This window comes from Paenibacillus pinihumi DSM 23905 = JCM 16419, assembly GCF_000422505.1.
Lineage (GTDB): Bacteria > Bacillota > Bacilli > Paenibacillales > Paenibacillaceae > Paenibacillus_D > Paenibacillus_D pinihumi.
The window spans coordinates 25744-48908 of record NZ_KE383870.1; the positions used below are offsets into that span (position 1 = coordinate 25744).

Consider the following 23165-nt stretch of genomic DNA (forward strand, 5'->3'; position numbering starts at 1 on the left):
ACGGGAGCCACCGGAGCGACAGGAGTCACCGGAGCCACGGGAGCCACAGGTCCAATTCTTTCTAGTGGAATAGAAATATTAAATAATGGTAATTTTGTTATACCAGACCTAGGTTTAGTAAACTATACAACTCTTCCCGAACTTGATGGGACAGCATTTACTTTTAATGGTACAAACGTTATAACGATTAATGAAATAGGTCTTTATTTAGTTAACTGGGCAGTAAACTTAGTAGCAGGTAGTCCAGCAAGTTCATTTGGCACACTTGAAAATGGTGTACCACTCTCATCTGTAGGTACTGATTCTACTGATGGTGGAAATCTTGCTGGTTTTGCCCTAATAAATGCAACAGCTGTACCATATACTGTGTCTATTCAAAATCGTTCAGGAGCAGCTAGAACAATAGTTCAAACTGCTGCATCTGCATCAGCTAATATAGTTATAATTAAATTTGCACAGGGACCATCGGTTTAGGTTTAGTAATAAAGGGTCTGTCAAGAATTATGTGTAAACTCATGAATAAAGGTTCTCCCCATGGGGGAGAACAGCTCTCACGGCAGATGTTGTCCGATGTGCTCGGGAAAGAAGACCGAGAGTTGCAACAGCATCTGTCCCCAGTTTTGGTGACCTTGCGGAGCTACGGTCGAAAGCTTGGTCGCCATCATGCCACCATCGCTCGAGAACTTAAACGCGGCCTGTTAGACCGGACGTACCAAGCTGGAGTGGCCCAGAAGGCTTATTAGCAACTGAGAGCTTCAAGTAGACCCGCAGGCAAGTATGCACCTGAAATTTCCAGAGAACTACAAGAGGAGCGGGAGCAGACCTGGTCGCCCGAGCAGATCGCAGAAGGAAGGCGAAGTGAAGAAGTAAATCTTCATCTGTTTCAAGACGGTCTACCGCTGGCTCTATAAAGGGAAACTGAAGGTCTGCGAGCCATTAGTGCTGCGTCACAATGAAGCGACGCAAGCCGATGGAAACACGGGGGCGTTTCCTCGTAGATACTCCAATTCGTCAGCGTCCGAAGGAAGTGCGTAAGTGTACAACGTTTGGGCATTTGGAGCCGGATACAGTTGTGTCTAGCAGAGGAAAAAGGAAGGCTTGTGCAGCTACTTTTGTAGAGTGGAAAACTCGGCTCTACTTCGCTGTTAAGATGCCAAATCGCACAGCACATTCGATGGAGGTCGCCTTCGGTGTAGCGGCTAGTCAGTACCCGCAAGGGACCTTTAAGAAAGATCACTCCTTAATCAGAAAAACAAAGGAAATGCTCCAAGCCAACTTGGGACATGTGCTTAAGCTTGATGAGATTTGTAAAGAGCTTTATCTGTCGAAATCTCAATTTATCAGGCTCTTCAAGGCACATACCGGGATTTCACCCTATCAATATTTTCTAAATTGCAAAGTCGAAAGTGCGAAGAAGTTAATTGAAATAAATAGAGATATATTCAGCAGTAGCTGCATTCGGTTTTGTTGACTTATCCCATCTAAACAGACATTTTAAAAGTATATATGGAATTACAGCCTATGAATATCGGACACATCTAAATTTAGCGAAGCATTAATGAACCTTGTGTAGAGCGGCTTTTGAAAAGTCAGGAAATTTGGATTAGTAAACTAAATAAAAGTAAATCAATCCGGCAGCCTCAAAATATTGAGCCTGCCGGAATTCATTGATTAGTATCAATTTACTCTGAAAGAAGCAAACTTTTAAATGAATTAACCAGGGAATTTATTTAAATGCACACATAATAAATAAACATTCATTTATTATACAATAATAAATTACTTTACTTAATTGTTCTCTTATGGCTTCAATTATTTTTAGCCGTACTTCTAAGAATGAACATCCATAAACGATCGTAGGCTTTATCCGAGAGTATTTTTCTTAAAAATAAAAACGGCTTCGATCCAAACCCCGCTGCGTATCTCGTTTTTGGTTTTCTCGCCTGAATTGATTTCTCAATTATTTTTGCTATCACATCCGGTTCGGAGCCGCTGGTTGAATTCCTGAACATATTTGCCATTTGCCTTGCGAGTTGCCCATATGCTGTGCTCCCAGAAGTTTTTAACAGATTTTCTCCAGCGATACCTGACCATTCCGTTTTAATTCCCCCTGGTTCAATAACGATAACGTCAATTCCAAAACCCTTTACTTCCAGCCTTAGACAATCGCTTAATCCTTCAACTGCAAACTTTGTAGCATGATACCATGCACCTAGCGGTTCGTAAATTTTGCCGCCGATTGAAGAGATATTCACAATTTTTCCGTATTTTTCTTTTCTCATATAGGGTAATACTAATTGAGTCAGTTTTGCCAAACCAAAAACATTAACTTCGAATTGGTATTTCGCTTCCGAAATCGGTACATCTTCCAAAGCACCATATGACCCGTATCCGGCATTATTAATCAGAATATCTATTCTTCCTTGTTCTTTGATAATTTGTTCTATCGCCTGAGTCATGGATGAATCATCAGTTACATCGAGACGAAGTGTGTGAATTCCCTGTTGCTGTAAATTGTTCATTCTTTCAACTCTTCTGGCTCCTGCGTAAACAGTATAACCCGCTTTTTTCAGCCGCAGAGCCGTTGTCTCTCCCATTCCAGAAGACGCTCCGGTTATAAATACCACTTTCTCTAACATCTTTTTCAGCTCCATTCATGGATATAGGATCATCAAATGACTTCGTCTGATTCCTTCATGCTTTTATAGCATCCCAGCTCATAATCAATGCAGCATTCAATTCCCGATCTTCAAATGAAGTGCCTTTTTTTAAATTTTCTTTTACAAGCTCAGCAATTGGCAGGATGGAATAGACCACTAACATACGAACATCTGCTTGTTTCAATAATTTTTGTTCTTTTCCCATCTCAAACATTTCAAAAACGGGTTGAAATAAGCTGGAGGATTCCTCCAAACACCATTTCTGGGGAAGAGGCGAATTCATTACTTGCTCTAAGAATAAAAAATACTCCTTATTTGTCTGAATAAATTGGACATAATTACGGATTATAGAGTCAAATCGCTCTTTAACCGAAAGGGCTTCATCTAATCCCTGGAACATCCTTTCACTCATTTTCCCTTTAACCTTCATATAGGTTTTAAGAAGCAAGTCCTCCTTGTTCTCATGATAAATATAAATCGTCGCGGCCGAAACATTTGCTTTTTTCGAAATTTTATTAATTGTTGTCTCAGCCAAACCAATCTCGTTCACCAGCTGAATTGTCGCATCAAAAATCGCTTCTACTTTGTTATCATCTTTATGTCTCATGAGAAGAATAATAAATGATTGTTCATTTAATGTCAATTGGACATTAATGGACGCCAAACAACCTTCACCAATTGGTGAGGGCTATTTGACGTTCACGGTTTACCTTAATTACATTAAGGTTTTATTTCAGTAATACTTCTGTATTGCAGGTAATCTAAAAATCTCTTGACCGCGAGCGATGCGGAGTCCTTATCTTTCATTGCAAGGCCGATCTTACGGCAGGCCGGTACTTCAAGTTCTCTTGCAACAATACGGTAGGGAATGCGCTTCAAAATAAGCTCCGGTAAAATGCTGATCCCTAAACCGCTTTCCACCATCGACATAATGGCATAATCATCCCATGTTGTAAACTTTACATTTGGTATAATCTTGCATCGTTCGAATATTTCCGATATTTCAGTTTTTGCCCCTTTTTCCAACAGCATAAATGGCTCTTCACCTAATGCCTTGACTGGGAAACGATCACAATCGGCCAATGTGTGGTTTTCAGGCAGGATTACAAGCAACTTGTCCTCCTCTAAAAAAATTGTATCCAGATTGGCCTGTGCGGGAAGTCTTAGAAAGCCGCAATCCACGCGTCCTTCCAATATCCAGCTTTCGATTTCCGTATAATCACCAAGCAAAAGCTCATAGTCGATGTTGGGATACTCTTTTTGAAATGCTTTGATTATATTCGGAAGCCAGTGGGTGGCTACACTTGAAAAGGTCCCAATCCGAATGAACCCTGATTGGAGCCCGTTTAATTCATCGATTTGCGTTTGCAATTTTTGATATTCATTACAAACACTTTTTGCGTAGGGAAGTACTTTAAGACCCTCGGAAGTCAGACGTACGCCGGAGCGTCCGCGCTCAAGGAGAGATATCTTCCACTCTGCTTCTAAATCGCTAATCATGCGGCTGATTCCTGATTGTGAATAGTTCAATGCATCGGCTGCTTTTGTAAAGCTCCCGTACTCCACTGTCTTGATTAAAGCCAAATATTTCTGAATGTTCTTATCCATACCAATATCACCTCAATTGATCTGATTTTATCATGATATCCATGATAAACATTCGTTTTTGTCATGTTTGAATGAATGATACACTACAATGCAAAAGAACTCAAATGAAAGGAAATCTTACGATGTTTTTTATAAGCGATATTTTCAAAACAAAGCCAGACAGGTATCTGACGCCACTGCATGAAAAGACCTATGAGACATTAATAAATTTGGGAATTCCTTTTGAACGTGTAAATACAGACGAAGCAATCACAATGGAGGATTGTATCCAAATCAATCAAAAGCTCGAATTTAATATGGTAAAGACGCTTTTCCTATGCAACAGGCAGCAAACCAGGTTCTATTTGTTTATTACTACTGCTGATAAGCAGTTCAAATCAAAGGAGTTTAGTAAGAAACTAGGAATTCCCCGTGTATCCTTTGCTTCGGCTGAACAGTTGGAAAGTATGTTAGGCGTAAAAATCGGTGCTGCCACTATTTTTGGTATTTTGCTCGATAAAGAACAGACTGTACAGGTTGTGTTTGATGAAGAAGTGGTTGCTGAAGAATGGTATGGATGTAGTGACGGGACGACTACTGGTTATCTGAAAATTAAATCCTCGCAGGTCATCTGTGATTTTCTGACCTACGCCAACCACATTCCAACCGTGATTCAAATTTAAGAAAGTGATGTGTAATAAATAATGGATAAACTTTATTTTATCTTGTCGATGATCATCTTCGGCGCAGTTGGCGTGTTTGCTAAATATATCGATATGTCTTCCAGCAAAATTGCGTTGTTCTTGAGCTTGATTGGCGCTCTGTTTCTGCTTGCCGTCTTTGTATGGACAAATCAGAAAATATCTTGGCGCAAGATGAAGAAAAATGCTGCCGCTCTATTCTTTGCGAGCATTGCTTTAAGCGGCAACTGGATTTTTTTGTTTCAGGCGTACAAGGAAACCACGATTGCCAATGCGGCATTGAGCTATTATTTTGCTCCGGTTCTGGTGATTATGTTCTCACCTTTCATTTTAAAAGAAAAGCTGTCTCTCAAAAAGACGGTATGTATCGGTATTGCTCTGCTGGGTTTGTTCTTCCTATTACAAAACGGAAGGATGGAAACAACCGGACACCATCTTCTCGGCATCGGCTATGGACTGGTAGCTGCGGTTTTCTATGCCGGATTGACACTGGTCAACAAGTTTATCCGGGACCTTGACGGGCTTGCAATTACACTTCTTCAGTTAGGCTTGTCAGTTATGATGCTATCCCCAATTGTGCTGTTTACGGAGGGCTTTGATTTCATTTCAATAACCAGCAGCACGGTCATTTTGATGCTTGTACTGGGCATCGTTCATGGCGGGGTTGGTTTTTATCTTTTCTTTGCCGGAATGAAAAAACTTAATGGCCAAAGCATCGCTGTATTGAGTTTTATCGATCCCCTGACCTCTCTATTAATCTCAGTTCTGATTATTGGAGAGAATATGACTTTGCAACAGCTAACCGGCGCTATTTTGCTGTTGGGCTCGATATGGATGGGAGAAGCTGGCGGGGAGAAGGGGAAGGGGGTAAAAACCATTCAGATTCAAAAGAGTAACTCTAATTAGAAAAAAAAGGAGTTGGCCAGAGTCGGATGGCCTATCATTGAAAACGATAGATGTGAGTTTCCCGAATTACAAACAGAACGCCTTATTCTGCGAAAAAGCGAAGAGAAGGATCAGGAGGATATATTGGATCTGTATTCAAACGAGGCAGTTGTAAAATATATGCCTTTCACACCGTTCAAGTCTTTTCATATGTAGATCTTGTTGTTTTTTCTTTGCTGTATGCTGAATATCAAGGGTCGTGAGTATATTTTATGCACTTAATTTGTGTTTAAAATAGAATAAACACAGGTGTCATGGGAGCGGCCATTTTGATAAATATAATTTCTGAGAATTCCCTCTTGTTCAAACCCTGATTTTTTCAGCACTTTATGGGATGCTTCATTATCCATAAGCACTACGGCGCCAATACGGGCGAGTTGTAATTCTCTGAATCCATATTGAATCACTTCTGAAATAATTTCTGTCGCATATCCTTGTCCCCAGAAGTCGGGGTGAATCTCATACCCGATCTCTGCCCGTCTGTACTTTGGAGTCCATAAATTGAAACCGATAGTCCCGATCAGCTTGTCTTGACCTATGAGCTGGATTCCCCAGCGCATGCCTTTTTGTTCCTGATGAATGGAAGTGAAGTGATTAATCAGGTTAATAGCCTGTGCTTTGTCTGTAAAAGGATCTTGACCATAATATTTCATCGCTTCCGCATTAGAGAAACAATCATAAATAGAGTCGATGTCTTCCGGTCTGATTTCTCTTAACAGGAGTCTTTGTGTTTCCAGTGTTGGCACCATACTCTAACCTCCTCGTAATGTAAGAAAGAAGAGACACATACAGCTTACCGGGTCTTGAACGACCAAATGGGTGCCGGCTGTGTCTCTTTTTTGAGCAGGTTACTAGGTCGCAATCCGTTCCTGCTTGCGTCCGATATAATCACCGATTGCCTCCATCAGAAGCCCTCTATTGAAATCCGGCCATAATTCCTTAGTGAACCACAGCTCCGAACTGCCTGACTGCCAGAGCAGAAAGTTGCTTAGACGCACTTCGCCGCTGGTGCGAATCATGAGATCTACAGGAGGGAGGCCGTTGGTATACAAATATTGTTCGAATACATCCTCGGAGAAGTCCTCCAGCTTTTCATTCCCGTCGATGACAGTCTGGATATAACTTTTGCAAGCTTGCAGCACCTCAGCTTTGCCGCCGTAGTTGAGTGCCATGTTCAAGATCATTCCGCTGCATCCGCTTGTTGCAGCCTGAACCTTTTGGAGTATTTGAATCGTTTCTTCCGGGAACCTGGATATATCCCCGCTGTAGTGAACGCGGATATTGTGCTGGACAAGCTCTGCAATGGTGTTATCCTGAAAAAATTCAATCGGAAGCTTGACCAGGTAATTAACCTCTGTTGTGTCTCTCGTCCAGTTCTCAGTCGAGAATGCATATAAGGTTAAGCTCTGAAGATTGATTTTCGCACAATCTTGAATGATTTTGCGCATCGTCATCATGCCCTGGTAATGGCCGACGTTGCGGGGCATCCCTTTCCTGGTGGCCCAGCGGCCGTTGCCGTCCATAATGATTGCAATATGTTTAGGGAATAGCTCGTGATTTAAAAGGCTGGCTTGTAATTTTGTACGTTGGTTAGTGAAGAAAGGCCATTTCATCGATAACTTCCTTTCAGAGAAGACGGCATACTCGTATAAAAGCAAAATATCCGCAGCTTCTATTTAATTGCTGGAAATCATTCTCTCTATTCTTCATAAATACCTAACTATTCCTTTAATGTCAAGGGAATAATTATAAACAACAAGGATGGGAGGAGTAAAAAACAGGTATTTCCAACCGTTTGCGGACAGGCTGATGAAATGTGCTTTTCTTATTTGAAAGTGGTATACTGAGTATCCAGATGTATTTACTCAATAGCCCAGGAGGGAAGAAATATGAACGCTTTTGAATTGTACAACCCGACCAAGCTTGTCTTTGGAGAGGATAAGGTCAGCCAGTTAGGTGAGCTGGTAAAGCCGTTCGGAGAGCGGATTTTGCTCGTATACGGCGGAGGCAGCATCAAAAAATCAGGACTGTATGATCAGGTAAAGGAGCAGTTGTCCGGGATCGGGGCGGTTGTTCATGAGCTGCCAGGCATTGAACCGAATCCGCGGTTGTCGACGGTCAACAAAGGTATTCAAATTTGCCGGGATGAAAATATACAGTTTATACTCGCAGTGGGCGGAGGCAGCGTAATTGATGCAGCGAAGGCTGTTGCTGCAGGGGCACTGTATGAAGGCGATGTATGGGATTTCACCATTCGCAAGGCTGTAGTGAAACAGGCACTGCCGCTCGGTACAATTCTGACGCTGGCCGCTACCGGTTCAGAGATGAACGGCAACTCTGTCATTTCCAACTGGGAGACTAAGCAGAAGCGTGCTTTCGGAAGCAAGCTCGTCTATCCGAAGTTCTCTATCCTTGATCCAAAGCTTACGTATACAGTACCTGCCAACCAGACGGTTAACGGCATTGTCGATATTATGTCGCATGTGTTTGAGCAATATTTCAGCCTGACCACGGATACTCCGCTTCAGGAAAGATTCGGTGAATCCATTCTGCTCACGGTTATTGAAAACGGGGAGAAGGCGATTGCCAATGGTTCAGATTATAATGCGCGGGCTAATCTGCTGCTTGCCGGAACCTATGCCCTGAACGGCACTTTGCCGATCGGGGTTGTTACAGACTGGGCAACACATGGCATTGAGCACGAAGTGAGCGCAATCTATGATATCGCACATGGTGCCGGCCTCGCAATTATTTTCCCGAACTGGATGAAGTATGTGTACAAGGAGCGTGTAGAACGGTTCGTGCAATTTGCTGTACGGGTATGGGGAGTTGATCCGGCAGGCAAAACAGACGATGAAATTGCATTGGCTGGCATAGAGGCCACCCGTGCATATTTCACACGTATTGGCGCGCCTGCAACACTCGGTGAGCTCGGTATCAACGGCGAGCAGATCGAGCGTATGGCTGAGGAAGCAACACTATTTGGTCCAATCGGCTCCTTCAAGAAGCTGGCGAAGGACGATGTTGTGAACATATTGAAAGCAAGCCTGTAGTCCGGATTTCCCGTTTCATACAGATTTTAGAAGACCCGTCCCGCAATCAGCCTGTACAAGGCCGGATGCGGGACGGGTCTTTATGTTAACTAAGGAGATTCACTATCTTACGATGCCAGCGCCTTGGCAAACATGATTGCTGCTTCCTGGCGCAGCATCGGTTGTTTGGACTTGTAGTCAATTGCACCATTGGTATCCTCTACCGTCTCGGGTCCATACAGGCCAAGCGCTACAACCAGCTTCACGCTTTCTACTGCCCAAGCGTCTGTTGCGCCTGCAAGCTTCGCATCCATTGGCTCAACTCCTTGCAGTAGCATCATACGGCTGAGAATAACGGCTGCCTCTTGTCGGGTAATCGCCTTATCCGGCTGGAAGGCTGCTCCCGGACGGCCATTGACGATACCAAACTCATACAAGGTCTGGATCGCAGCCGCAGCAGGATGATTCTTCGCATCCTTGAAGACGGCAGGCTCCTTGGAAGGGAGCATGAACAGGGATTTTACTGCCAAATCTGCAAATTCGCCGCGGGTGATCGGTCTTTCAGCTCCCCATGTCCCATTGCTTTTTCCCTCCAAAAATCCGAGCAGCTGTAAGTATTCAATGGAGGGGGCGTAAGGGCTTTGTTCGCTGACATCAGAGAATGGCTGCGGAATTTGAAGCTTTTTCGATGTGCTCAGCTCATAACGGTATTGCAGGTAGCCGATGGAACCGTCTTTATTTGCCTGGAAAGCCATTAGCTTGCCATCCTCGTCTTTGAACAGCAAATCATCCACCTGCGTAAGAACATGCTTTCCGAATACGGAATCTTCTACAGTCAGCTTGCCATCCGCCGTCGCTTTTACTTGGGTAAAGGCCGTTTTGGTACGCAATTGGCTGTATAAGCCTTCAAATTATACTAGCTCAGCCCTGGCCGGCTTTAAAATAGGGTCTTGTGAGGCTTTAGCCGGGTAATAGTGATCCATGAAAGCTATCTAAAGCCCATCTGAAATCTATCTTAAACCTGCCTTAAGATCATCTAAGATTTATATAAAGCCGCTCCATAGGCATCCCTGTCCCTACCGATATATTTTCTAAGGTGAGCAACAAACGGCTGTAAAAAGCGTCTAAAGTTACAGGAAAGGTTTGCTAATGGATATGAAGCAACAATCCAAAAAAATGTACAAACAGGAGGATTCGGGCAAACATGAAGGGAAGGAAATGGGCCGTCTGGCTGGTGCTGGCGGCTATGTTTTTGACGCTCGCAGTGCCTGTGGGCCATGCAGCAGGGGCGGCTGGCGGAATCAGCATTGTACTGGACGGCAAGACGATTGAAAGCGATGTAGCGCCTTATATTATCCCGGTCGCGAATGTGACGATGGTGCCGCTGCGGATTATTAGCGAGGAGTTGGGGGCAACCGTAGGCTGGAGCCAGAAGGAGCAGCAGGTGACGATCCGGGGCGGAGCGGACAAGCTCATTGTAATGAAGCGCGGTGAACGTTTTGCTTTGGTTAACGACAACCGGATCGATCTGGAAGCAAGCGTAGATATGAAATCGGGGCGCACGATGGTACCGCTGCGCTTCGTCAGTGAGACATTGGGTCTGAACGTCAAATGGAGTCAAAAGGAGCAGCTCATTACACTGACAACAGGCGGAAGTGAACATCCGTCTCAGCCATCTTCTGGTACAGGCGGCGATCCGGAGCCGGGCGGGCAGCCATCTGATGGCAACCCGGGGAATCGGCCTGAAGGCAATGCGCCATCGGACGGGAATACATCAGGGAAAGGGCTGCGCGGTGTATGGGTGTCCACGGTATATAATTTGGATTGGCCTTCCCAAGGCTCCTATGGAAAATCCTTAAAGCAGATGGAGGAGTTCAGGCAGCTTCTCGATGATGTGCAATCGATTGGAATGAATGCCGTATTTGTGCAGGTGCGTCCCGCAAGCGATGCTTTTTATCCGTCCTTGCTGGTACCCTGGTCCAGGTTTCTGACCGGTGTACAGGGGCTTGCACCCGACTACGATCCGCTCTCCTTCATGATTGAAGAGACGCACAAGCGGGGGATGGAATTCCATGCGTGGTTCAACCCGTTCCGGGCGAGTGTGGATGCCAAGACGGAAACTTTGACTAACAATCATGTTGTGAAGCAGCAGCCGGACTGGATTGTCAATGCAGGAGGCAAGCTGTACATCAATCCGGGAATTCCGCAGGCTCGCCAGCATATCATTAACACGATTATGGAAGTCGTGAACGGCTATAATATTGACGGCGTTCATCTGGATGATTACTTCTATCCGACCAATGTCGATTTCGCTGATAATCAGACCTTCCAGGCCTATAACCCGAATAGCATCGCATCCAAGGCAGACTGGCGCCGCAGCAATATTAATGCGTTTGTGCGCGATCTGGGAACTACCATTCATGCTGCGAAGCCAAAAGTAAGGTACGGCATCAGCCCGTTCGGTGTCTGGCGCAACCAGTCGGTGGACAAGACCGGCTCTGACACGAAAGCAGGTGTCACTACCTATGACAGCATGTACGCTGATGTACGGACATGGATCAGGCAGGGATGGATTGATTATATTAATCCGCAAATTTACTGGAGCATGTCCTTCCCGGCAGCCCGGTATGACAAGCTGGTCGACTGGTGGGTACAGGAGGTCAAGGGGACTGGCGTAGATCTCTATATCGGCCATGCCCCGTATAAGCTGGGGACGAAGGAAGCAGGCTGGCAAAGCGCACAGGAAATTATTAATCAGCTTAAATATAACGAGAAGTATCCGGAAGTAAAAGGCGATGTCTTCTTCAGCGCCAAGGATATTCGTAAAAATCCGCTTGGCATCAAGGATGCATTGCGCAATTATTATATCGCATCTTAAACAAAACCAGCGCCCGCTTCGTCAAAAGGTCAGGTGACCAGACGAAAAGCGGGCGCTGTCTGTTGTCTATAAGGTTCCGGGCTAGGCTTCAATAACGATCATTTGATGGCACTCCAGCCGCGGCAATACATAGCTGACGATATTGCCGTTCTGCTCGAAGGCAAGCTCCTCGCCCTGTGGCGCCAAATAGACGCGCTTGGCGGCAGCGGGCAGCCTGACAGATGATTTAATGTCGTGGAGCGGGATGATATCTTCGATAATTTCAACACCGTTGCCGCGCTTTACAGGCGAAGCATAGAGCAGATGATGAACATAACGCCCGTGCTGCTGTTGGTGTTGCAGGGTGGTCACGCCTTGTGCAGGCAGGCTTGTTTGCAGGGTCTGCTTGTCGCCCAGCAGCAGCCCAAGGGCATGCAGGACAATTTCCTTCAGCGCCAGACTCCCCTTGGTCGCGTACTCATGGAATACGGGCCAGCCCAGATAAATGCCGCTTTCATGAAGGGACATTCCAGGTCCTGCATGCTCCCCGGAGCTTGGCGTATGCTGATGGGAGCAGAATGTGAAGAGATCACGGTTGAAATAAGGCTTCTCTCTGAAGCCGAGAGATTGTGCCCCGGCCAATTCAACCAGTTGGCCTTGCTCGTACATGACGAAGGAAGCTGTTCCAAGGCTCGGGAGGCTGAAGTCAGGACGGAAATAATCCGGTTTATAAGCGGATGGAGATACCCAGCTCACACCCAAATCGACTGCAAAGGCATCGCCCGCTTCATTCAGGCCGCTCTCGCCGGTAGCGAGCAGCTTTCCGCCTTGTGCGGTATAGCTGTTTAATTGATCTGCCAATTGCGCTGTCAGGCGGATGTGATCCGGTAGGACAATAACCTTGTAAGCAGTAAAATCAGCATCCGTATCAATGATGTCAAACAAAACATTTCCCTCAAGCAGCATACGAACAGCACCGGGATCAGACTGAATGGAATGGTCATCCCTGTGTTTGCCTGGAACGGCTTCAACAGAGAGCAGCGCGACATCTGCTATATTGGTGACGCCCTCGCACCAGGCTTCCTTTTGTTCAACTTCGGCATAGGCAGCCCCGATCAGACGGTATGTGGCTTCATCCATCTTGCCGGAAGGAGCCAATTGATCGCCAATCGAGCAGCGTGCGCCATTGGCCAGACTTAGCGCCGTTTCATAGCGCAGCGCATTAGGGTGCTTGTAACCGCCAAATTCGCCCCAAGAGAGATGGAACTTGCCGGTCATGCCGAGGTAGTCCATCCCAAGCTGCTGCACATAACGGGCTGACAACGGGAAATGGTCATAGCCCCAACCTCCGGTAGGCAGCGATTCCAGCTCGAGATGCGTATTCATCTCCGCCAAATCTCTGCGTCCTCTGCGGATATGGCTGCCATTGTGGAAGATAGGCGTTCCTGGCTTAATAGCATGAATTCGCTCTCTAACCTGGCGGGTATAATTAGCGTATACCTCTTCACCCAAAGCTACGACAGCAGCCCGGTCACGCGGGTCCTGCCCTCTGCCGCGAAGTGTGGCCACACAGGACTGGCAATAGCAGGTGCGGGCCCCGACAATATCGAGGAAGATGCCGTCGACATCATAGTTCCGCGTTACTTCCTCCACCTGGGACAGCAGAAGCTCCAGGTAAGGGGTGTTCAGGCAGAATTCATGGTAACCGGGCGTAAGAAAGTCCCTTGTCCAGTTAATGCTCTCATCCTGCTGGCGGTACAGCCACTCCGGGTGGCGGCGGGCGAGCCTTTCATCCAGTCCTGCGGACAGGTATACCGGAGTTTTGACGCCAATTTCATGAGCCGCCTCAATCTGGGCTCCAAGCAGGTCGAAGGCCAGGCCCGGATGCATTTCATTGGCCTGAGTCTTGTGGTAGGCCCAGCCGTGATGGCACTTGGCAAATATCGTAATCGAGTCGATATGCCCTTCCTTGAGCATGGCCTGAAACTGCGCTTTATTAAATTCTGCCCCAATGCCGGCAATGGCCTCAGAGGTATGAAAATCGAGATGAACCTGTCTGAACCGCATGATGATTGCCTCCTCTAGCAAATATGGCTTAAATGTACAGGAGAGGGGGCGGGCCTGTATAGTCATGGAATCGATTAAATAGCACAATTCCGACTTCAATCCGGATTATGTTATACTAATGCTGATTTTGAGAGACAAGTTGGCGATCTGAGGTCAATTAAACAGGGGAGGAAAGGTCATTATGGAATGTTTGCTATTTGTTATTCCGCCGTTGCCGCAGTTTATTACGGTCGGGCATACGCTCTGGAAGCCGGGGAGCATCCATTTTGAACGGACCTTCCAGGTGTATGATATGCTGTTTGTCCGCAAGGGCACGCTTTATATGAGAGAAGACGGTGTGGAGTATGCAATCGGGCCAAACCGGATGCTCATTATGGAAGCCGGAAGGAACCATGTCGGCAGCCGGCCATGTATGGAAGACACGGAGATCTTCTGGATTCATTTTATGCATCCGGGCTCCAACACACGGATCGAGGACAAGCATATTGCCTGGAGCACCTCGTCCCATAGGGAAGCGGAACATGTGGAACGCCCTGCCGAGCAAAATATGTATCTGCCCAAATTTGCCCGTTTTGAACCGGGGGTTATCATTCCCCTGCTTCAGTCTATGCTGCATGATCAAAACAGGCTGTCTGCTGCCGGGGCGCTGAATGTACAGGTGCTGCTAAGCCAATTATTTGCGCATTTACAGGAGACCATTATATCCGGGAGGGAGAGTTCACGTACCTATCAGATTTGCTGCCAGGTGGAGCGCTGCCTGCAAGAGCGGATATATGAGCCGTTCTCGGCGGAGCGGCTTCAGCAGGAGCTTGGTCTGAATCTGGATTATCTGACGCGCTGCCTGAAGGAGCATACGGGATTGAGTCCGGTGCAGTATGTGAATGATTTGAGGATGGAGGAAGCCAAGCGGCTGCTTGTGGAAAGCGAGCTGTCGATACCGGAGATTGCGGAGCGGGTTGCAATCCCGGATTACAACTATTTTATCCGCCGCTTCCGCAGCCATGTCGGACAGCCACCAGGGCTTTATCGGCGGAGGAAGCGGGGTTTCGTCTAAAGCCTATTTTTGTTTGAAATGAACCACGGCGCTGTACAGCATCTTGCTGCGGTCAGGATCAAATACGACATGATGGGAGACGGAATGCACGTCCAGCATGAGGGCTTTGTTCATTTGAATTTGCTCGTCAATGCGCTTCTCCAGCGTTCTCAGGTCATACGCTTCAAAAAATTCAACTTTGGTGCCCATGGTCTCAAGAATAAAATCCATATATGTATACCACCTTCTTGTTCGGATCGGGGCAGGCTGCATCCCTGCAATCTGCTACTGTTATTATACCTTTCGCCGACATGGATTGGAATTCGTCTTTAATGCGGCAAATGATATTTGCCACGCTGGAAGGCCGGGTAAATTGCGGGAGCTTTTAGAACGAAGCCGGGAAGGGTAATATATGGTATGAGTTGCGGGGAAGCTGGCTTCATGAGAAGATCAATTCAGATCAATTCTGAATAATATACCGGTCAAGATTCATTGACCGCTGATTATAGCAAGGGGGCGCAACAGGTGGAATGGAGAGTTCTCGTCACAGACGATGAACAGAGTATTGCAGGGGCAATCGCCTATGCGCTGACACGGGAAGGCATGCAGGTAGAGACAGCTGGAGACGGGGAAGAGGCGCTGCGCAAAATCGACGCCTTCAAGCCGCATCTGCTGGTGCTGGATGTCATGATGCCGAAGATGGACGGCTATGAGGTATGCCGCCGGCTGCTTCAGCGCGAGGATGCGCCGGGAATTCTGTTGTTGACCGTCAAAAACGATATTATTGACAAGGTGCTGGGCCTGGAGCTTGGCGCCGATGATTATATGACCAAGCCCTTTGATCTGCGGGAGCTTGTTGCCAGGGTCAAGGCGCTTGGGCGGCGGCTTGCCAAAAATGCAGCTCCTACTGCGGTCAAGTCGGTTGAGCTCGGACCGCTGGAAGTACGGCTTCAGGAGCGCATGGCCCAGCTGTCGGGCCGGGAAATCGAGCTTACGCCGAAGGAGTTTGACCTGCTGGCGCTGCTGGCGACCCATCCAAACCAGGTCTATACGCGAGAGGATCTGCTGGAGCTGGTATGGGGCATGGATTATGCCGGCGGGACGCGCACGGTGGATATCCACATTCAGCGGCTGCGCAAGAAGCTGGAACCGGTTGGTCCTGTCCTGCTGCAAACCGTCTATGGCATCGGCTACAAGCTCATTGAGGTGAAATGATGCGGGTCGGATTGAAATGGAAGCTGATGGGGTTTATCGGCGTATTGCTGCTCGTGACCCTTACTGTGCTCAGTCTGCTTGTCCTCCAGGGCATCAAGGATAACCAGCTCCGGGGGAGGGAGCAGTCGCTCCAGATTCAGGCAGAGCTTGCCGGAAAGCAGGTACGCCAAATGTACATTACCGGGGAGCGGACCGCACCCGAGGAGTTCATGCAGCGCAGAGGACAGGAGCTTGCGGTTACGCTGGACAGCTACAATTTGACACATGTGCTGATCTATGACCGGAATGGAAGGCGTGTAGGAAACTCCTCGCCGATGGAAATTGCTATCGATGCCAGACCTGCTTTGGAACATGCTTTGAATGGAAAAATTGCCTATATTACAGAAAAAAACAAGGTGGAGTATTTTGCTCCGTTACCGGGTCCGGAGGGACTGCTTGGCGTTGTGCAATTGGGCATATCCATACAAGAGGACCAGGAATTTTACCAATATATTGAGCGGCTGTTTCTGCTGGTAGGCATGATTGTAACCGTATCGGGATTGCTGTTTGGTTATTGGTTTGTGGCTAGACAAGCCAGGGCGATCCGCAAGCTGATGTCCGCGGCGGACCAGATTGGCGACGGCCGGTATTTACAGTCTCCCGTGCTTATGCGGGGAGATGAGCTGGGCGAATTGGGGCGCCAAATCTATGCGATGAGCGGCACGATTGAGCAACAGGTCGCACGGCTGGAGACGGAGAAGCGCAAGCTGCAAGAAGCGGTGGAGCGTCTTGAGCTGCTCGAGCAGAGCCAGAAGCAGTTCATTAACAACTTTAGCCATGAATTCAAAACACCTGTCACTTCTATTAAAGCATACGCTGATTTGCTCGGCATGTATAACGATGATCCCGGACTGATCCGGGAAGCGACGAGCAATATGTCCAAAGAGGCAGAGCGGCTGTCCGGTCTGGTCGACCAGGCGCTGCAATTGTCCTTGCTCAATAATTATGAGCCATTTGCCAGCCATCCGGAGCCTGTCGATCTGGCGGTGCTGCTGGAGGATGCCTGTGGCCGGATGAACGGCAAGGCGCTCAAGTTTGGCATTATGATGCACCTGGACTTATCGCCGGTGCGCGTGTTTGCAGACCGGGATAATTTGCTTCATATTTTTATTAATTTGCTGGATAATGCCATTAAATATAATGTCCCTCAGGGACAGATAAGGGTTAGCAGTGCGCTGGAGCACAGACAGGCTGTCATTCGGATTTCCGATACAGGCATCGGGATCGCCGAGGACGAGCGCGAGCGGGTATTTGAGCCGTTTTATACGGTTAATAAGGACCGATCCCGCGCCTCAGGCGGGACAGGGCTTGGACTGGCGCTGGTAAAATCTCTGGTGGAGAAGCAGAACGGCTCCATCCGGATTGAGGGCGATCAAGGGCAGGGAACGAAAGTGACGGTTGTATTTCCGGCTTTTGAACAGCATGAACCCTAAAGTTTACAAGTTTGAAACAAGTTGAAATGCTGACGATATATTGTTGCTTTACACTTTACATTAACTTGAGTCTATCAGTCTGCCGGGCACTTGGCGAAGGAAGATGCAGGTGTATCCGTAGCGGGATTTTTGGCTATAAAGGCTGCTGCAGTCAAGGACGCGCGGCTGGCTATGATTTGAGGGGGCCGGTGGTAAGCATGAACAAAGAAATACAACAAGCCATATTAGTTGCCGGGCTGGTTGCTGTGATCGGGCTGCTGCCGGGCTGCGGACTTCAATCGAACAAGGGTGAGGCCGTTACCCCTCTGACATCGGGAGCGACGCTGACAGTCAAGGATATGGCAGTGGAGCAGTCTGCGGGCAAGGTAGAGGTTTCCCAGATTGAACGAATCGAAAATACGAGCGGAATGGCCTGGCTGTCGGACAAACAGGTTTTGCTCCAGCAGGAGGAAATCAGGCAGCAGGGCAAAGGCAAGGAGCCTTTTTATAGTCATACCTCTGTCATTTACAATGTGGATACGAAAGCAAAGACTCCCTGGGAATGGGGAGAGGGCACCGTTTGGCTGTCTCCGGATGGCAAGCATGCGTTTATTGCAGAAGCAAAGACAAGTAAGTATAATTTGTCTGGTCAAATTATTAATTTGATAAACGGCCTCTCACAGGCTGTAAAGCTGGAATTGGGCATCGTTACTGCCGGTTGGGCAGATAACAATACGCTGCTTCTGTCCGTAGGCCATACTGTCGAGAGGATCGATATTCCAAGCGGCAATTCATCCGTCATCTCGCTTCATGGAGGAGAGGACAGCTCTGTTACAGGCAAGAATGAAAAAGAAAATATCTACTTGGTAGATGGTGTGCGGAAGATCAAGCGTTCCTTAGTAGAGATCAAAAAGCATGGCAGCGGCTCAAGCGGGTATGGATCAGACTACAGCTTGATTGCGCTCTATCCGATCAAGGATACCATTTATTATATTGATGACCAGTTCAAGCTGAAGTCGATTCCGATCAAAGGCGGGGAGCCGTCCGTGCTTGCAGCAAACATTATTGAGGCAGCCCCTTCTCCGGATGGATCAAGGGTTGCCCTTGTCCAGCAGATTGGCGAGACAGAGATGCTTGTACTGGCAGACTCGCATGGCAATATTCAGGGTGATGCAGTTGCCAGAGGCAACCTTATTCAGCGCCTGTCCTGGTCCCCGGATATGAAGGTGCTCCTCTTTTCGGTCTACTCTGAGGCTCAGGGCGGAATGAACGGGCTTTATGCATTTGATTTGGAGGCAGGCAAGGTAACAGCGCTGGCAGATATTCAAAGTTTATCGTATCCGATCCGATGGGCGCCGGGCTCCCGGCAATTCATGATTACGGATTCGGAGACCCGGGACGGGCAATATCGTACGGTTACGTCTATTTTTAAAATGTAGCGGCTAAGGTGCCGGGTAAAGTATGAATGGGAGGATTGTTTGGATGACGAAGATACTTACAACAATTGCGGCTTTGGCTATATGTACAGCACTATTCGCGGGATGCTCAGACAGCCCGGCTGCGCCGCCGAAAAATAATCAGGGCGGGAATCAGGTTCAGGAGGGAACGGACAAGCCGGTCACCAATAACAGCGGGCTGGAAGAACCGGGCGGTGCTGATAACGGGACCAAGGGCGGCAACAACTCCGGCGAACAGGGCACAGACGGCAAAGATAACAACGGCGGCAATAAAGGGAACGAGGGCTCGCAAAATACGAACAGCCCTGCAGTCGAAGCCGCATCTAATCCAAAAAGCATAGCGGTGCTTGTAAATAAGCAATTCAGCCTGCCTGAGGATTATAAGCCGACGGATCTGGTATACCCGGATGTTCCTTTTACCTTTAAAGACAAGATTGAAAAACGGATGATGCGCAAGGAAGCTGCCGGCGCATTGGAAAAGCTGTTTGAGGGCGCGAAAAAGGATGGTCTCTACCTCGCGGGAGTGTCCGCTTACCGTTCCCATCAGACACAAAAATCTCTGTTCGCGCGTTATGTGAAGAAGGATGGAGAAGAGAAAGCTAAAACTTACAGCGCAGTACCGGGCCATAGCGAGCATGAAACCGGGCTGGCAATCGATGTATCGGCAAGCGACGGCAAATGCGCAGCGGAGGATTGCTTCGGCGACACACCGGAAGCCAAGTGGCTCGCTGAGCATGCATATGATTACGGCTTTATTATCCGTTACCCGCAAGGCAAGGATTCCATTACGGGCTACAAATATGAGCCATGGCATTTGCGTTATGTAGGTGCGGATATCTCCAAGGATATTAAAGACCGGGATATTACACTGGAAGAATACTATGATGCGGTTCCGGTAACGAATCCGTAATCGTACCAAAGCAGTTCCTTTAAGAAGGATAAGATCCTCTCTGCTCATTCGTGCAGAGGGGATTTTTGCTTTGATCAGGCATGGCATCAGGCCGGGTTATAACAGGAGTCCCCGGACCATAATAGCTGCATTCACAGAGCCTCATAGGCCAGGGGCGAAACCGGGACAAAGTGTGATATACTTATCCAACCAATAGTAAAAGTATAATTGTAAGAACAAATACTGAAGTTGGATGATCCGATATCCGTCTTTTACGAAAACCCTGCTTGAACTGGAAGAAAAAAGAGGAGCAAGAGAAGGGCTTCTTTTTAATTTGACGCTTACGGGGGATGAAGGAAATGAATATCCAAGGCATTCATCATACTGCGGTCATTGTGACCGATCTGGAGCGGTCCAAACATTTTTACGGCGAAGTGCTCGGGTTAAAGGAGAGCGGTGACCGGCCGGCGTTTGATTTCCCGGGAGTCTGGTATGAGGCGGGGGAGATGCAGATTCATCTGATCGTTCATGAGCCTTCCCGCACACTGCGCGGCACGAATCAGATTGATACGCGGGACGGACATTTTGCGCTGCGGGTGCCTGATATGGCCGATGTCATACAGAAGCTGGATCAGCACTCCATTGCCTATACCAATAAGCCGGACAGCATCACAGGCTGGCATCAGGTGTTTGTGACCGATCCGGACGGGAATATTATAGAGTTTAATGCGCTGCGTCAAGCCTGACAGCTAAGAAACCGTGATACACTTCTCCGGGTGTATGATAGCGGATACGAGATGGATGCGGAAGCATCAAGCCTGCGGAAATGAGGAAAATATCCTCTGCTGGCGATTTTTTGTTGCGCATATGAAGGATTTAAGCTATTGTATTTATTCGTTGAGTCAAAATGAACAGGAAATTGAGTTGCTTTTATTATGAGGAGGAGCAGGGAACATCATGAATGCTTCAACAGCTTTGCCAATGCTAACCTTTTTGTCCCCGCCGATGCCTTATTTTATCGAGGCTGACCGCCGCAGCTATGAGCCTGGGCAGAGTCATCCGAGCCGGGCAAATCGTGGGACATTTGATTTGATATATGTACGTCAGGGCCAGCTTTCGATTATTGAAGGGGAGCATACGTGGGTGCTGGAGCCGGGACAGCTGCTGCTGCTGCGTCCGGACCGTCCTCATCGCGCCGGAGAGAGCTGTTCAGTGGAGACGGTGTTTGACTGGATTCATTTTCAGACTCCCGGTGTATGGGAGGAAGGTGAGGCCGGGCAGGAGGCACAGCTGCACGGGGATCACTATTTATATGCGATTCGCCTGCCCAAGAGTCTGAAGCTTGCCCGCCGCGAAGAAGTCGATGCGCTGCTTGATGAGCTGAGCCAGGCGGCTAACAGTCCGGTATCGGCTTCTTTCTGGCAGCGCCAGCAGCTCTTTGTGAAGCTGTTGCAGCTGATTGAGGAGGATTGGCGTTCCCACGCTGCACCGACATCCGTCAATGTTGCGGAGCGGGCGGCTGCCTATTTGAAGCGGAACTATCAAAGCCAGATCACGAACAAATCTCTGGGCGAAGAACTGGGACTGCACCCGAATTACATTGCCCGTTGTATGCTCGACATTTATGGAAACACGCCGCAGCAGTTTCTGCTGCACTATCGTGTGGATCAGGCCAAGTTGCTGTTAATTAAGACGGACTGGCCGATTGCGCGGATCGCGTCGGAGACGGGTTTCAGACAGACCCCTCACTTCTCCAGAACATTCTCGGAGCAGTCCGGATTTCCACCCCTGCAATACCGTAAAAAGTATAATGCTCTTATTTAAATCCTATGTATGCTAAAAAGCCGATGATTGGCGTTTATCAAGCGATGGGCCTGTTCCGATATTGGAGAACTCGTCCATTCATTGAGGGCCTGGTCATTGGTTTTTCCATTTTATAAAACGCGATGCCGGGGAAGAGGACTGAGATCAGTTCCTTCTTTTTTAATAGGAGCATTGAGCATTTGAATTTGGAATAGCGGAATATCGGACAGGCAATGCTTGGGATCGGGCAAGAGTATGTTATATTGGAGAGAGGAACAAGCAAATATTACCCAAACGAGGTGACAGGGAGAACGGGCCGAACCCTTTCTTTCCCCGAAGCAATGACTGACAACAATAATAATAAGCCGATAGCGGACTTGAAAATATGTGTAAAATGCCAGCAAGCAAGGCCGCTCAAAGATTTTCTGCCAAGAAGCGGACGAAAAGCAGGGCCTTCAAGACGGCGGGGAACCTGTCGTGTTTGCCGTAAGGAGGCGCGGGCGCTTGGAGAGGCTGAACGCCTGACTGCACCAGAAATAAGTGATAGAACAGAGCAGCTCTTAGGTTTAAATCCGGCACAGCAAGCAGAACGGTTGCAGCCTGAACGGGTCCGGTCCATGGTGCCGGAGGCTCCAATGACTGCGTCTTCTGTTCTGAGCGGGGATGAGGGAGAGCAACCAAAGAGAAAGCGCAAAAGGCGCAGGTCCAAAAAGGGGAGAGACCTATCCTCTCCAGCTGTTCCCGGTGCGGAAAGTGATGAGAAAGCGGGCGCTGGGACCGGGTCGACAAACGAAGCGGTTGAAGCTTCCGCAAACCCGGGAATATCTTTACAAGCTGAAATGCCTGTGACTGATGCGGAAAGCATCCAGCCCAAGAAAAAGCGGAAAAGGCGAAGACGAAGAAAGTCCAAACAAGGGGATGAAGCGGCTTTAAAGTCTGCCATGAATCCACCAGGCAATGATCATGCTACCCCCAAAAGGCAAGCACAAGCAGAAACTAAAGTGGTCAAGACGGCTTCTAATGGGCAGGCAAACAGCAGGAACAATTACGGAACGGCTGTTTCAGAAGCCCCAGTGCTAAGGCCGACCCGGCAGGGCTTTATTCGAATGCGCGGCAAGACGGATAGCGGCCGGGGCTGGTACCAGGAGGTTGAACCTGACCTGGCTTACACGCTGGTGAGGGAAAATGCTGCGATTATCGTCAACCGGCATACGATTCGGCGGATTTATGGGAATAAAGAGTTTCGCCGGCTCATTTTGACCCGGGACAACTATACCTGCTATTTCTGTGGCCAATATGGCGATACAATTGATCATCTGCTCCCCAGATCCAAAGGCGGCCATACAACCCCGGTTAATTGTGTCTGCGCCTGCAACGAATGCAATCAAACCAAAGCCAATACGGATTTGGAGGAGTTTTTGCTAACTTTTGAGTAGATGTATCGGCTGCTATAAAAAATGAAGGGCTG

The 23165-nt window shown here is 48.1% G+C and carries 19 protein-coding genes and 3 pseudogenes; 14 read left to right on the forward strand and 8 right to left on the reverse strand.

Annotation, left to right across the window (positions count from 1 at the left end):
- Nucleotides 1-474: pseudogene (locus H583_RS37295) on the forward strand (hypothetical protein); the annotation flags it as partial.
- Nucleotides 475-788: 314 nt separating this feature from the next.
- A pseudogene (locus H583_RS38230) lies at nucleotides 789-1559 on the forward strand (IS30 family transposase).
- Between the two features lie 249 nt (nucleotides 1560-1808).
- Here the strand turns inward: H583_RS38230 and H583_RS0130530 are convergent.
- Genes H583_RS0130530 through H583_RS0130540 form a run of 3 tightly spaced genes read right to left on the reverse strand, consistent with a single transcriptional unit; the run spans nucleotide 1809 to nucleotide 4268 of the window.
- Complete coding sequence (locus tag H583_RS0130530; protein ID WP_028563789.1) at nucleotides 1809-2639, reverse strand: oxidoreductase; 831 nt, start codon at nucleotides 2637-2639, stop codon at nucleotides 1809-1811.
- 55 nt (nucleotides 2640-2694) lie between these two features.
- Nucleotides 2695-3324, reverse strand: coding sequence for a TetR/AcrR family transcriptional regulator (locus H583_RS0130535; RefSeq protein WP_245586043.1), 630 nt, complete (start codon nucleotides 3322-3324; stop codon nucleotides 2695-2697).
- A 56-nt stretch (nucleotides 3325-3380) separates the two neighbouring features.
- Nucleotides 3381-4268: a LysR family transcriptional regulator gene (locus tag H583_RS0130540; protein ID WP_028563791.1), complete on the reverse strand. Its 888-nt coding sequence runs from the start codon at nucleotides 4266-4268 to the stop codon at nucleotides 3381-3383.
- A gap of 122 nt (nucleotides 4269-4390) precedes the next feature.
- Here H583_RS0130540 and H583_RS0130545 point away from each other — a divergent pair, with 122 nt between their 5' ends.
- Nucleotides 4391-4930, forward strand: a complete 540-nt coding sequence (locus tag H583_RS0130545; protein WP_028563792.1) for a prolyl-tRNA synthetase associated domain-containing protein — start codon at nucleotides 4391-4393, stop codon at nucleotides 4928-4930.
- A gap of 21 nt (nucleotides 4931-4951) precedes the next feature.
- Nucleotides 4952-5854: a DMT family transporter gene (locus tag H583_RS0130550; protein ID WP_036711625.1), complete on the forward strand. Its 903-nt coding sequence runs from the start codon at nucleotides 4952-4954 to the stop codon at nucleotides 5852-5854.
- Between the two features lie 257 nt (nucleotides 5855-6111).
- On the opposite strand, the gene H583_RS0130555 is transcribed toward H583_RS0130550, so the two are convergent.
- Nucleotides 6112-6642, reverse strand: a complete 531-nt coding sequence (locus tag H583_RS0130555) for a GNAT family N-acetyltransferase (protein WP_028563794.1) — start codon at nucleotides 6640-6642, stop codon at nucleotides 6112-6114.
- Between the two features lie 102 nt (nucleotides 6643-6744).
- Nucleotides 6745-7506, reverse strand: coding sequence for a polyprenyl diphosphate synthase (gene uppS, locus H583_RS0130560; RefSeq protein ID WP_028563795.1), 762 nt, complete (start codon nucleotides 7504-7506; stop codon nucleotides 6745-6747).
- A 276-nt stretch (nucleotides 7507-7782) separates the two neighbouring features.
- Between uppS and H583_RS0130565 the strand changes: the two genes are divergently transcribed.
- Entirely contained in the window at nucleotides 7783-8946 is a 1164-nt protein-coding gene (locus H583_RS0130565) for an iron-containing alcohol dehydrogenase (RefSeq protein ID WP_028563796.1), read from the forward strand.
- A 107-nt stretch (nucleotides 8947-9053) separates the two neighbouring features.
- Here H583_RS0130565 and H583_RS34900 read toward each other — a convergent pair whose 3' ends face one another.
- Complete coding sequence (locus tag H583_RS34900) at nucleotides 9054-9815, reverse strand: S-layer homology domain-containing protein (protein ID WP_051237257.1); 762 nt, start codon at nucleotides 9813-9815, stop codon at nucleotides 9054-9056.
- 314 nt (nucleotides 9816-10129) lie between these two features.
- Between H583_RS34900 and H583_RS0130575 the strand changes: the two genes are divergently transcribed.
- On the forward strand, nucleotides 10130-11803 hold the full coding sequence (locus tag H583_RS0130575) for a family 10 glycosylhydrolase (RefSeq protein WP_028563797.1): 1674 nt from the start codon (nucleotides 10130-10132) through the stop codon (nucleotides 11801-11803).
- Between the two features lie 81 nt (nucleotides 11804-11884).
- Here H583_RS0130575 and H583_RS0130580 read toward each other — a convergent pair whose 3' ends face one another.
- A complete protein-coding gene (locus H583_RS0130580) occupies nucleotides 11885-13849 on the reverse strand; it encodes an alpha-amylase family protein (protein ID WP_028563798.1) in 1965 nt (654 codons plus the stop codon).
- 181 nt (nucleotides 13850-14030) lie between these two features.
- Between H583_RS0130580 and H583_RS0130585 the strand changes: the two genes are divergently transcribed.
- Entirely contained in the window at nucleotides 14031-14903 is an 873-nt protein-coding gene (locus tag H583_RS0130585) for a helix-turn-helix transcriptional regulator (RefSeq protein WP_028563799.1), read from the forward strand.
- 3 nt (nucleotides 14904-14906) lie between these two features.
- Here H583_RS0130585 and H583_RS0130590 read toward each other — a convergent pair whose 3' ends face one another.
- On the reverse strand, nucleotides 14907-15113 hold the full coding sequence (locus H583_RS0130590) for a YrzA family protein (RefSeq protein ID WP_028563800.1): 207 nt from the start codon (nucleotides 15111-15113) through the stop codon (nucleotides 14907-14909).
- A 294-nt stretch (nucleotides 15114-15407) separates the two neighbouring features.
- On the opposite strand from H583_RS0130590, the gene H583_RS0130595 reads away from it, so the two are divergent.
- The 7 genes and pseudogenes from H583_RS0130595 to H583_RS38235 form a co-directional block, all read left to right on the forward strand.
- Nucleotides 15408-16097: a response regulator transcription factor gene (locus H583_RS0130595; protein ID WP_028563801.1), complete on the forward strand. Its 690-nt coding sequence runs from the start codon at nucleotides 15408-15410 to the stop codon at nucleotides 16095-16097.
- 11 nt (nucleotides 16098-16108) lie between these two features.
- The gene (locus tag H583_RS0130600) at nucleotides 16109-17569 is read left to right on the forward strand and encodes a sensor histidine kinase (RefSeq protein WP_211228372.1); all 1461 of its coding nucleotides are present in this window, start codon (nucleotides 16109-16111) and stop codon (nucleotides 17567-17569) included.
- 197 nt (nucleotides 17570-17766) lie between these two features.
- Entirely contained in the window at nucleotides 17767-18987 is a 1221-nt protein-coding gene (locus tag H583_RS0130605; protein WP_028563803.1) for a TolB family protein, read from the forward strand.
- Between the two features lie 43 nt (nucleotides 18988-19030).
- On the forward strand, nucleotides 19031-19915 hold the full coding sequence (locus tag H583_RS0130610) for a M15 family metallopeptidase (protein ID WP_028563804.1): 885 nt from the start codon (nucleotides 19031-19033) through the stop codon (nucleotides 19913-19915).
- A gap of 338 nt (nucleotides 19916-20253) precedes the next feature.
- Nucleotides 20254-20640, forward strand: coding sequence for a VOC family protein (locus H583_RS0130615; RefSeq protein ID WP_036711666.1), 387 nt, complete (start codon nucleotides 20254-20256; stop codon nucleotides 20638-20640).
- 211 nt (nucleotides 20641-20851) lie between these two features.
- On the forward strand, nucleotides 20852-21718 hold the full coding sequence (locus H583_RS0130620; protein WP_028563806.1) for a helix-turn-helix transcriptional regulator: 867 nt from the start codon (nucleotides 20852-20854) through the stop codon (nucleotides 21716-21718).
- 1055 nt (nucleotides 21719-22773) lie between these two features.
- Nucleotides 22774-23133 (forward strand): annotated as a pseudogene (locus H583_RS38235) (HNH endonuclease); the annotation flags it as partial.
- Between the last annotated feature and the right edge of the window lie 32 nt (nucleotides 23134-23165).